Origin of the sequence: Nostoc sp. UHCC 0302, assembly GCF_038096175.1 — a bacterium.
Lineage (GTDB): Bacteria > Cyanobacteriota > Cyanobacteriia > Cyanobacteriales > Nostocaceae > UHCC-0302.
Genome location: NZ_CP151099.1, coordinates 6,083,121 through 6,096,056, shown reverse-complemented (window position 1 = coordinate 6,096,056; position 12,936 = coordinate 6,083,121). Strand labels below are relative to the sequence as shown.

4 protein-coding genes are annotated in these 12,936 nt (G+C 40.9%); 2 read left to right on the top strand and 2 right to left on the bottom strand.

Annotation, left to right across the window (positions count from 1 at the left end; genetic code table 11):
• Nucleotides 1–16: 16 nt before the first annotated feature.
• Nucleotides 17–3,736 (bottom strand): chromosome segregation protein SMC, encoded by a 3,720-nt coding sequence (gene smc / locus WKK05_RS26360; protein ID WP_341525994.1) that lies wholly within the window; start codon nt 3,734–3,736, stop codon nt 17–19.
• Nucleotides 3,737–4,623: 887 nt separating this feature from the next.
• Here smc and WKK05_RS26355 point away from each other — a divergent pair.
• Nucleotides 4,624–5,400, top strand: coding sequence for a phosphate ABC transporter ATP-binding protein (locus WKK05_RS26355; RefSeq protein WP_341525993.1), 777 nt, complete (start codon nt 4,624–4,626; stop codon nt 5,398–5,400).
• Between the two features lie 276 nt (nt 5,401–5,676).
• Here WKK05_RS26355 and WKK05_RS26350 read toward each other — a convergent pair whose 3' ends face one another.
• A complete protein-coding gene (locus WKK05_RS26350; protein ID WP_341525992.1) occupies nt 5,677–9,882 on the bottom strand; it encodes a PA14 domain-containing protein in 4,206 nt (1,401 codons plus the stop codon).
• A 1,629-nt stretch (nt 9,883–11,511) separates the two neighbouring features.
• Between WKK05_RS26350 and mgtE the strand changes: the two genes are divergently transcribed.
• On the top strand, nt 11,512–12,912 hold the full coding sequence (mgtE, locus tag WKK05_RS26345) for a magnesium transporter (RefSeq protein WP_341525991.1): 1,401 nt from the start codon (nt 11,512–11,514) through the stop codon (nt 12,910–12,912).
• The last annotated feature ends 24 nt before the right edge of the window (nt 12,913–12,936 follow it).

Sequence of the window (12,936 nt, the reverse complement as noted above, 5' to 3'; positions counted from 1 at the left end):
TATTATTAACAAAAACTCAAGCAGATGTATTAGAGGATTGTAACTTAATACCCAAAACTTGAGTATAAGCTCCTCGCGCTTGAGTAACGCCAATTGTGCGTTCGGCTGATTCTATCATCGGACGACGCAAACTCACAACTATAAATTGTGCCTGTTGTGCCTGTTGTTTAATCATTCTAGCTAATCGTTCTACATTTGAACCGTCTAAAAACATATCAACTTCGTCAAATGCATAAAATGGCGATGGACGGTAGCGTTGTAAGGCAAAAATAAAACTCAAGGCTGTGAGTGATTTTTCACCTCCCGACATGGAAGCTAGACGCTGTACTGGTTTACCTTTGGGGTGTGCGACTAAATTCAGTCCGCTGCTAAACGGATCTTCGGGATCTTCGAGTTGCAGGTAGCCATCACCGTCAGAAAGAATCGCAAAAATGGATTGGAAGTTTTCATTGACAGCATCGAAAGCTTCCCTAAAGGCAAGTTGCCGCAATGTAGTAAAGTTTTCAATCCGCAACAGTAACTCGGTGCGTTCTCCTTCTAACGTTTGCAATTTTTCTGTAAGTTCCTGGAGACGGTTTTGTGTGCGTTCGTATTCTTCCAATGCCAGCATATTCACGGGTTCCATTGCCTGCAAGCGTTTGGTAAGCGATCGCAATTCTTTTTGCAATTCTTCCAAGTCTACTTTATCTGGAACTTCCGGCAAGGGATTTGGCAATTCTGCGGCGACATCTTGCAATTGGCTTCGCAAAGCAACTAGGTCTTCTCTGCGCTTTTCTTGGGTTTCTTGGAGTTTTTGCAGTTCCCATTGCAATTGTTGTTGACGCAAGAGATGCGATCGCACTTCTTGTTCTGTAGCGTCGCGTTTTTGCTTTTCTTCTCCCAAATTCTGTTCCATTTGGCTCAACACTAAACGTGTTTGGGTGATTTGCTCGTCTAGCGCTGTGATTTGAGTAAACACGCGATTCATCGCGTCTCTACATGAGGTTTGCTGTGTTTGATATTCAGCAATTCGCTGTTCCGCTTCTTGGATTTTCTCTTGCAGCCGCTGCTGCTGATTTTCTAAATTTTTTAATCTTTGCTCGGCTTCCCGTAAAGCTGTCTCTCGTTGTTGTAATTGTTGCTCCTGGATTTTAATTGTTGCTTGGATTTGCTGCCATTCGCTGGGAGTTTGGGAGGCTTCCAACTCTGCTAATACGTGTCGCAATTCTTGCAACTGAGATTCTTGTCCTGGTAATTCCCTGTCTAAAACTTCCAGGCGGGATTGAGCAGTAGCTAATTTTTCATTGTTTTGTGCGAGTTGCGATCGCGTCCCCTCTAATTGCGCCCTTAACCCCTTAATATCTTTCTGCAACTGCTCTAATTGCAACTGCTGTTCGCGCCGCGCTTGTCGTGCTTCTGTGAGTTCTTGCGTCAGTTTTTTGGTTCTGGTTGACAAAGTTGCGATCGCTTCAGTACAACGCTCTAAAACCCGCTCAATATCTACCAAGCGACTTCTTAAAGCGATCGCTTCATCAGATTCCGCCGCTTCCCCTGTACCAAACCGCAACGCTGAACGCTGGGTGTTGCTACCACCAGTCATTGCACCGCTAGTTTCTAGCAATTCTCCGTCTAAGGTAACGATACGATACAATCCTAAATTTTTCCGTGCCGCCTCAAGACTGGCAAATACTACCGTGTTGCCGAAAACGTAGCTAAATACATCTTTGTAACGGCGATCGCACTCGATTAAGTTAACAGCATAGTTGACGAAGCCGTTGGCAAAACGCAACGTGGCATCTTGAGTAAATTTTGACCCATGAATTTTATTCAGCGGTAAAAAAGTCGCTCTCCCAGCACGTTTTTGTCTGAGCAGTTCAATACCAGCTGCGGCTACGCCATCATCTTCCACCACTATATGCCCCAAGCGCCCACCAGCGGCAATTTCCAAAGCCAGCTGATAGCGGGGTTCTACCCGTCCTAACTGCACAACTAAGCCACAAAGTCCAGGCATTCCCGATTGCAGGATGACTTTGCTAGCTTGAGTTCCTTGAACTTCTTGCTGTGCTTGCGCTTGCGCCTCTAGTTTATCTAATTGCCGTTGTTTTTCGCGCTGTTCTTGTAACAGCCGCTTTTGGGTTTCTTGTTGGATTTGCAGTTCTTGTTCTGAGGCTGAAAGATTTTCGGCTAAATTTTGGATGGGTTCGCTAGAGGCGTTAAATTCAGTTTCGACACGACTACACTCAGCTTCTTTTTGGGCTAGCTGAGGTTCATCACGTTCAATTAGCTGGGTTTGCTCTGAAATCAACTCCTGTAATTGATTATTTCTTTCCCTGAGTTGTGCTTGTTCTGTGCGCTGCGGTTCTAGAGTTTGCAGCAAAGCTTCAATTTGACGGTTTAATGCCGTCTGTTGCTGTACCCAAGCTTCCGAAGCTGAGGCAATTTCCGCAGCGGCTTCGCGGGAATTGTCTAAAGCTTGCTGCACCTCATCCCTTTGCTGGCGACAATAGACAATAGATTGCCCTTCAACAATCTGTGTCTGGGCAATTTGTTCTAAAGAATGCTGGTGTTGTTGAATTTCTTGCTGAGTTTGAGCCAGACGCTTGGCGGTTTCTTGGGAAGTTGCTTCTAATTCTGTTTGTTGACGCTGGAGTTGTTTGCGTTCTGCTTCTAGGGTAGCGAGGGTAGATTGCACCGCTAAAACTTCTTCTTCCCCCAAGGCTTTCACGTGAGCATTGAGTTGTTCCAATTCGGCGGTTTTTTGGGCAATTTCAGAATTCAGCGTTGTCAGTTGGTTAGTAAGTTCAGTAGAAGTGCGATCGCCATTTTGGATCTCAGTAACCAGCTTTTCTTGCTGTGCTTGCAAAGAACGCCATGATAAAACCGCTTCCCAAGATTGTTTATGCAGAAATTCCGTACGGAGTTTTTGATATTTTTCCGCTTTCGCCCGATCCTGAGAAAGGCGATCGCGCTGTGCAGTTAACTCCGTCTCAATAATCCGACAGCTATCTTCCTTCTCCTTAACCTCATCTAAAGTTGATTTGGCTTGGTTAATCTTGCGATCAAACGACGCCACCCCTGCCAACTCATCAATGATTTCCCGTCGTTCCCTAGCATTCATCGAGATAATGCTAGTGACATCCCCTTGCAGCACGACATTGTACCCTTCAGGGTAAATACGCAGATCATTCAGTTGCTCATGCAATTCTGTGAGAGTGCAGCCGACACCGTTAATGTAGTAATTCGAGGTGTAAGTCCCTTGATGAGTAACACGCAGTTTCCTAGTCACACTCCATTCAATTGGGGATTGGGGACTTGTACTGAGCGCAGCCGAAGTATTAGGTACTGAGGACACTTCTCTACGAGAGGCTTCTCCTGACGGAGACGCTTCGCGAACGCCAACGACAAGCTCAGTGCATCGCTGGGAATTTTCTTCCACTTCCTCTGCGCCTTCTTCACTCTGCGCCTTTGCGCCTTTGTGTGAGAAATCTTCTCCCGACAAATCAAACGTCACTGTGACACTAGCTTCAATAGAAGCACGTCCTTTAGCCGTTTGAGTATTATTTACCAAATCCGGGAGGCGATCGGCTCGCATTCCCTTAGAACTAGAGAGTCCCAGACAAAACAGCAGTGCATCGAGAATATTAGATTTACCGGAACCATTTGGCCCAGATATGACAGTAAACCCCGGCAGCAGAGGGACTTGAGTAGTGCCGCCGAAGGATTTGAAATTGGTAAGTTCCACGCGCTTGATATGCATAGGCGCTGGTTAACTGGGCTAATGAAGAACAAGTGTATCAACTAATTAAAAATTCGCAAGAGGAGAGACTGCCAAACTCCAGAAAAGTTAGGAGCTTCTGGCTGCCTTGGAGCAGAACTTTGGTAAACACACACACAGGTAAGCAGAGTTTAACAGCGAATGGAATCAGTTGGTACAGTTTAAATCGTGTCTGCGCCAGCTGAGCATCTGTATTTTAATGGTTAAAATACTCACGCATCTTCTTGTGACGCTGATGCTGACTGCTTTAACTTAACTAATGTTGGTAGTTACTTAAATTAACCAGTTGCCTGCAAACTCACGATTGAGGTTGTAATCCATAAGTAGAATGCTATCCCCTACTGAGAATTTTAATACTAAGTAATATCTTTTTGCGATCGCATCTTGAATTCTGTAGTTGTTGCTGAAGTGCTTAGAGTTAACCTTGCACCAAGTCTTGCTTTGGAAACGATTGCAGGGGGGGGGACAGCGTTAGCCGGAGGGTGAATTATCTTACAACCCTAAAAGGGTTGCTATATTTTAGCAATCACTATTAAGAAATAAGGAATATTTTTTTGGTAATAATAGTATGAAAAATATATAAAATATTATTTTAGATAGTAACTAATCACTATACTTAAATAGTAATTTTGCAAACAAAAAAAATTAACTTATTACTAATTATTATTCTAATAATTAGTAATAAACAGTAAATTCAGGAACAAAATTTAATACATACTGATATTAACCGTATATTAGCCGTATTTATTTACAAGCGCTTTAAAATTAAGCCTTTAAGCGTAAAATAGTGTAGCAGCGCTGCTAATTTGTGCTAATTTGCTTAGTCAAGATTTGCTTTACGCGTTTTGGGTTTTACACGTTTTGGAAATATGGGTAAACTAATTCCAGCCATCAAAGTCAAGAATCTTAACCTTTATTACGGCACTCAAAAGATAATTGAAAGCGTGTCGATGGATATTTACCAAAACCAAGTTACAACAATTATTGGTTCTAGTGGGTGTGGCAAATCTAGTTTTTTGAAATCGCTCAATCGGATGAGTGAATTAGAAGAAGTAAAGGTTGAAGGGAGGGTAGAGTTTTTTGGTCAAAATATTTATGAGCGTCGTGTTAACTTAAATCGGTTACGTCGCCAAATTAGTATGGTTTTCCCCAAACCAAATCTTTTTCCGATGAGCGTATACGATAATGTTGCTTATGGGGTGAAATTAGTAGGATGGCATCCAAAAGTAGAATTAGATGAGATTGTCGAATCTGCTATTAAAGCCGCTGATCTTTGGGATGAAGTAAAAAATAAGCTGCATAAATCAGCTTTAGAGCTTTCTGGTGGACAACAACAAAGACTATGTATTGCTCGTGCTTTAGCAGTCAAACCGAGAATTCTGTTAATGGATGAGCCTTGTTCAGGTCTTGATGCGATCGCGAGCATGAAAATTGAGAATCTCATCCATAGTTTACGCTCTGAGTTGACAATTGTGATTGTCACTCATAATATGCAGCAAGTTACTCGTCTATCTGATTTTACGGCGTTCTTTTACAGTAATGAACATCGTATTACTCAACTGCTTGAATTTGGTACTACAAATAAAATCTTTACTAGCGCTATTGATTTCCGTACTCGCGATTATGTTTTAGCGCGTCCTGGGTAAGTTTTTTGCTGATTACTATTAGATTTATATTTATAAAATCTATTCTCAACTAATACCAATTTGAAAAAAGAATCTAACAAATAGCCCATCTGTAGAGACGCGATGAATCGCGCCTTCACCATAAAGATGTGTTGCAATCATCAATTGAATTGGTATAACTTTAGTCAGCTTTCATCAAGTTGGATAAAAAGGAAATAGAGCAAAATACAGTAGGGACGTTGCAATGCAACGTCTCTTACACCGTGTAAATTCTTTTAATTCCAAAGATATTGGTCTTTAAACAGGTCTCCAGCGTTCAATTTTTCCTGTGTACAAGCTGACATAGTACAAATTGCTATCCGGGCCAGTAGTGATTTGCACAGGTGAGACGATTGGTGAGTTTGGATCTGTAGTAGAATCAGCGAACCGTCTAACTGAGACAACTTTGCCCTCACTATCGAATGTCAAAGTATCAATAGTTCCTTGACTGGCATCACCAACAAACAAAGCATTTTGATAGATTGAGGGGAAAGTAGTGCCAGTGTAAAGATCGCCTACAACGATCGCATTAGAGCCAAAATGTTTGTATGTGTAAGCCGCTGCTGTCACAGGTGAGCCACTATTATAAAAGGCTGTGGCTGACGCTGAGGTCGCTGGGTTAGCACCATAGTCTGGTTGTTTGAGATTGACGGGATTGCCAGCGGCATCAAGACCACCTTCAAAGTACGGCCAGCCGAAGTTAGCTCCTTTTTTGCCAATATTTACCTCTTCCCACGTTCTCCAACCCACATCACCGACGATGGGGGTATTGTTTCGTTTATCTATAGTGAAGCGGAAAGGGTTACGGAAACCTAAGTTATAAACCTTGGAACGATTGCTATTGGGATCATTGTTGTAGAACGGATTATCTGATAAGCCTTCACCAGTAATCGGGTCAATCCGCAGGATCTTGCCTGACAGATTATTGACATCTTGAACGCGAAGTACGCGGGGGTCTACTTGGTTGTAGGAAGTACCATCGCCGACGCCAACAAACAGAGACCCATCACTACCAAAGCGTACAGTACCAATTGAGTGAGATTCGCTATCAGTTGCAATAAAGTCCTGGACGTTGGTGATGTTATTGAGATTATCTAAATAATCTTGGGTATTGGCAAATAGTTGACCATTTGAGTTGAGAATTCCTGATGGTGCAAAGTTAAGGGTGTTGTTAGCATTAACACCTGTGCTATTAGCATCTGGGCGACTGATATACTCCCAAGTGCTATTCTTGCCTAGCAGGACAACTTCGCTACCAGGGACGGCAGTGGTGTAGTTGGTTTTGGAGTCAGCTGTCACCCGAATCAGACGCCCAGCACGATTACCAAGCTGATCGGCATCGTCTAACTTACTGGCGGTAGTATTGGTATAGACTTCTGGTGGATCGTAGGTGAACAACAGGTAGACATAGGGGTTATTGAGAAAATCTGGATGTACGGCAATGCCCAATAGACCGCGATCGCGTACATTATTTACTTGTTGAGAAATATCGATAAATGGGGTTGTTAATAACTTGCCATTGTCAAACACCTTCACTACCCCATCTTTTTGGGCAATGAACATCTTCTGACCGTCAGGTGACCAATCAAAAGCTGTAGGTTGATTTAACCCAGAAACCACAGTTTCTTTAACAAAGTTACCAGGGTCATCATCGGTGATCGAAATCACAGCCGTATCTTCGATATTCAGCCCCACTCCAACTGCATTACTGAACTTCAAAGTAAACGTTTCATTTGCTTCCCCAACGGTGTCATTAATAATCGGGATAGTTATGGTTTTACTGTTTTGTCCCGCAGCAAAGTTTAAGGTTCCAGATACAGATTGATAGTCAGATCCAGCAATAGCAGTTCCGTTCACAGTTGTGTAATTCACACTAGCAACTTCTGAACTTTGACCCCGTGTAGCTGTTACTGTGGCAGTACTGTCTTTCTCATTAACTCTTGGTTTGGAGAAAACGACATCAAGACGATCATCATCTTGAATCGTAATGCCTAAAGTTCTCTGGATTCCTAAGTCTGCCCCTTCTGACTGGTCGATAACTAAACCAAAGGTTTCATCTTGTTCTGCTAATGAATCGTTCAATATCGGAATGGTAATTTGCTTGCTAGTCTCTCCGGGATCAAAGGTGATTGTTCCAGCCGTTTCAATATAATCAACCCCTGCTGTAGCAGTCTCAGCTGTGGTGGCGTAGTTGATTGAAGATGTCTTAGTTAAATCATCACCGCTTCGCAGCACAGTAATGCTTGCATTAGTATTGGATTCGCGCACTGTCGTTACAGATGGGCCCAAAGTGATAGTGGGTTGAACAACTGGTAAATATAGTTGGGACTGGGGAATAATTTCCTTAGACTGAGAGGTACTTGACCAAGAGAGTTGGGAAAGTGCGTAGACGTTACCTTCAAAGTATTCAAGTTTAATATCGTATTTCTGTCCGGCAACCAGTGCGATTGTGCCGCTTACTTCTTTAGCACCTTGATTGACAAAGTTATTGATGATTTGTTGACCGTTGATCCACAGTCGCGCACCATCATCACTAGTGCTGTAAAAGGTGTAAGCTTCGCTGTACTTAGCTTCTACCTTACCTGTCCAACGTACAGAGAAGGTATCAGTCCCTATAGATTTATCTGGAGAACCAATACCCCAGTTAAAGTTAACTGTTGGATCTGTGCGAGTGACTTTCAGATTGGTGAAGTTTTGATTGTCGTAATACTCTGCTTTGAGTCCCGTACCCGTGCCAGCGATATTGATTTTAAAAGTGCCTATAGTGCTAGCTTCGGCAAAATTGCTGTTAATGTCGCTCACTTGGTTAGCTTGAAGTGCGATCGCATAACTACCGTTGTTAGAAACATTCCAATTTCCCTCCACAGGATTAATGCTGTAGGTTACAGTGCGGGGGCTATTCTCGCTGTTGTCATCTATACTTACGAACTTTGCTAGTTGACTAAACCCGTTAGGCCCAGTCACAAGTAAATCGTTACTATCCAAAGTCGCAACATTTACGATTGTATTATCGCTGTAAGTAACATTGAAAGTATAAGTATTGCCTCCACTTGTAGTCAGATTGGGAGCATTTATTATGGTAGTTGGAGGAGTAACATCAGTATAAAGTTGGGACTTGGAAATAATTTCTTTAGATTGAGAAGCACTTGACCAAGAAAGTTGAGAAATAGCTTGTCCAGCATTTTCGTAGTACTCAAGTTTAATATCGTATTTCTTGCCTGCTTCTAGTGCGATTGTACCGCTGAGTTCTTTGGCAGATTGATTAACAAAGTTATTAATGATTTGTTGACCATTTACCCACAGTCTTACACCATCATCACTTTTAGTATAGAAGGTGTAACTTTCGTTGTACTTGGCTTCTACTTGACCTGTCCAACGCACAGAGAAGCTATCAGCACCTATGGATTTATCAGGAGAACCAACACCCCAGTTAAAGTTAACTGTCGGATCTGTGCGAGTGACCTTCAGATTGGTGAAGTTTTGATTGTCGTAGTACTCTGCTTTGAGTCCCGTACCTGTACCAGCTATATCAACCTTAAAACTACCTACAGTACCAGCTTCGGCAAAATTGCCGTTAAGGTCGCTAACTTGGTTCGCTTGAAGTGCGATCGCATAACTACCGTTGTTAGAAACATTCCAATTTCCCCCCACAGAATTGATGCTGTAGGTTGCAGTCCGAGAACTATTGTTGCTGTTGTCATCCACACTGACAAATTTTGCCAGTTGGCTGAAGCCATTAGGCCCAGTTACAAGTAGATCGTTATTATCCAGAGTGGCAACTTTAATGGCTGTATCATCATTGTAAGTAACATTGAAAGTATAAGTGTTGCCACCACTTGTAGTCAGATTGGAAACATTTATTATGGCAGTTGGAGGAGCAACATCAGTATAAAGCTGGGACTTGGGAATAATTTCTTTAGACTGAGAGGCGCTTGCCCAAGAGAGTTGTGAAAGAGCGTTGACATTACCCTCGAAGTACTCAAGTTTAATATCGTACTTCTTACCTGCTTCTAGTGCGATTGTACCGCTGAGTTCTTTAGCAGATTGATTAACAAAGTTATTGATGATTTGTTGACCGTTTACCCACAGCCGCACACCATCATCACTTTTGCTATAGAAAGTGTAACTTTCGTTGTACTTGGCTTCTAGTTGACCTGTCCAACGTACAGAGAAGCTATCAGCCCCCATAGATTTATCTGGAGAACCTAGACCCCAATTAAAGTCCACTGTTGAATCTACACGAGTGACCTTGAGATTGGTGAAATTTTGATTGTCGTAGTACTCTCCTTTTAGTCCGTTTCCCTGGGGAATTGTGCTGTCGTTAGCTTGTAGAGTGGTGTTTTCGCTAGAGCTAGCAGAAGTTTTAACTTGTCCCTGGTTAGTTGTATCTAAAGACGATGGTGAAACTACTATTGCCGTTTTTGGATTGGGATCTAATGGATTGTTGGTGATGGTATTATTCATTGAGATGTACCCTTCAAAATTCTCATAAAAATGGCATCCTAATTAATACTTCAGGATGTTTTTTTAACTGAACTAATTTTTGGGAAAATTTGAGTACTAAATTGAAATAATAAATATATATTTCAATATAAATGCTGTTAATAAATCTATTTATTAACAGCATTTAAAACTAATATATTTTAGTCAATATATTTATGAAAATACACCTTAGATAGATATATGAAAATATACCTTAAATTAGAAATAAAGATGAATTTTTAAAATATTATTTATCAATTAAAAATCAGTTTTAGTGAATTGGGCTTAAGGCTTAAAGACTTTGTTACCTGTTTCACTAAACATATTCAATATTAATAATTTCTCTGTTCCATATACATTTAAATTTAAAAGTTTAAATGTATATGGACTAATTTACTAGGTGTTATTACAGTTAAGAAGTTCACATTAGCATTTGTATTTAATAACTTCTTTTAATACTTTCTCAGCTAATTAAAATACAACCATGTGAATACAAAAGTAAAGTTATGCCTAGTAAGATTAGACATACATTTAAGCATACAGAATGCCAAAATTTTGGCATTCTCACATTTTTATACAGAATTAACTTGTTTAACTTAACCGAATACACATACATTTGACACTATATCCGGGAATATATCTATTTTTTTTTTGAACATTGTTTAAATATTTATATTTGTAGGTAACTTTTTAAAGATATATAAAAGTTTTTATAAATTTGGAATGAAAATTACAAAAATACAGGATAATTGCGGCTTTTTCTGAGACTTGTCTTGCTAAGTATATAAAAAAACTATGAAGGAAAATGCTGTTATGCAAAGTTCAAAACAAGATACATTAAATTGTTTATCTTTTGATTTTTAATGATTAATTTAATATTTCCGTATTACTTGAAAATAGTTGCATTTTTTACACAAAATATAGTAAGTTTTTAATAAATAAGTGCAAATAAACTAAATATAAAAAATATTGTAACATAGGTAAAAATTTTATTTTAAAAGGATTTTTTAGTTTTACTTGTTTATAATTTAGTGATGTTTATTTACACCTAAGTAAATATAAATTGTGTTATTTTGTACACAAGTATGAGCGTAGAGCTTGAGTAAAAGTAGCTTAAATATTCAGTTTCACTAACTACCTGATACAAACATCTGACTTTTCATGTTATGTGGAAGAGTCAATCTGTATCTTTAGCTTTGCGCTACGCTTCTACGCGGCGTTGCTGAATTTAGATATGAAATGCAAAAATCGGGTACTCTCAATTCTTGCTCTCTGCGTCTTAGCGCGACACCACTTGCTACAACGCGGGAAACCCGCGCAACGCAGTGGCTCCTCTGCGTGAAACAAATTCATATTCTCACTCAGCAACGCCTTCTACGCACCACATTCTTTACATTGAAAAGACTATTGAGATTTGCGAGAAAGGTTTCTAGACTTTTCCACTACCTAGAAGCCTTGTCCTGGCTGCCATTGATATCTTTAACATTAAAAATAACAGAGATAGACAGCTAACCCCAAGTAGGAAAAATTACAAGTTTGAGGTTGTACATTGCCACTTTCCCCTAGACTAGGGGCAGCAACCTTGTTCAAACTGGCTGAGGAAAGTAGACTGTGACTGAGACGAATAATTTAATTTCTACCCTCCAGAATGTCTCACGCAGGGAATTGCGAGATTTAGTGCGGACTCAGCTGCAAATGCTGCTGGAAGTGGAGGATTTACAGGGGGCAAAAGCCATTTTGGTTCCTGTACAACCTGCGGATATTGCCGAAGCAATTGAGGGTTTGCCCGAAGCAATGCACGCTTTAGCTTTTCGCTTACTTTCTAAAGACGAAGCAATCGAGGTTTATGAACATCTCGACTACAGCGTTCAAGAAAGGCTAATTGAAGAACTTAGAAGTCAAGATGTGCGCGACATTGTAGATAAAATGTCGCCGGATGACCGGGCTAGGTTATTTGATGAGTTGCCGGCAAAAGTCGTTAATCGTCTGTTAGAACAACTTAGTACAGCGGAACGCCAAGCCACAGCCCAACTTTTGGGTTATGAAGCTGATACTGCTGGGCGAATTATGACGCCAGAGTTAATTTCGCTTAAAGAAAATTTTACGGTATCTCAAGCATTAGAGCGGATTCGCAACTTAGCTAATGCCAGCGAGATGGTTTATTACCTTTACATTACTGATGCGGAAAGGCGCTTAACAGGGATTTTATCACTACGTGAGTTGGTGACAACTCAACCAGAGCAAACAATTGGCGATATTATGACCCGTGATGTGGTATTTATCCACACTGACACAGATCAGGAAGAAGTTGCAAGATTGATACAAAGATATGACTTTCTGGCTGTACCTGTAGTAGATCGAGAACATCGTCTAGTAGGCATTGTGACGGTGGATGATGTCATTGATATTCTGCAACAGGAAACTACTGAAGATATTTATGCTTTGGGTGGTGGTGTGCAGTCGGGGGGAGACAACTATTTTCAGATGAATTTGCTAGAAGTTGCCCGCAAGCGGGTTGTGTGGTTGTTAGTTTTACTGATAACCAATACCATCACAGGAACAATTATTAAGTCGCAAGAAGATATTTTGGCAAAAGTAGTGACGCTGACTGCGTTTATCCCTTTACTGACTGGTACTGGTGGAAATGTAGGGGCCCAGTCTTCCACAGTTGTAATTCGTGGGATGAACACTGAAGAGATCAGATCGCTTGGTGCATTGCAGGTAGTTGGGCGGGAAGCGATCGCTGGGACATTATTAGGAGTAATGTTAGGTGTGATCGCTACTGTATGGGCTTTCTTTCTCCAAGGAAGTTTAGAAGTGGCGATCGCTGTGGGTACAAGTTTAGTAGCTATTTCTGTTTTAGCTTCTATATCCGGTTCTGCACTGCCGTTTTTATTCCGTTTACTCCGCTTAGATCCAGCTCTTATGTCAGCGCCATTCATCACAACAGCGGTTGATGTGTTGGGGGTTTTGATTTACTTCAACTTGGCACGGGTAATTTTAAAGTTATGAGTTATGAGGTATGAATTTTACTAT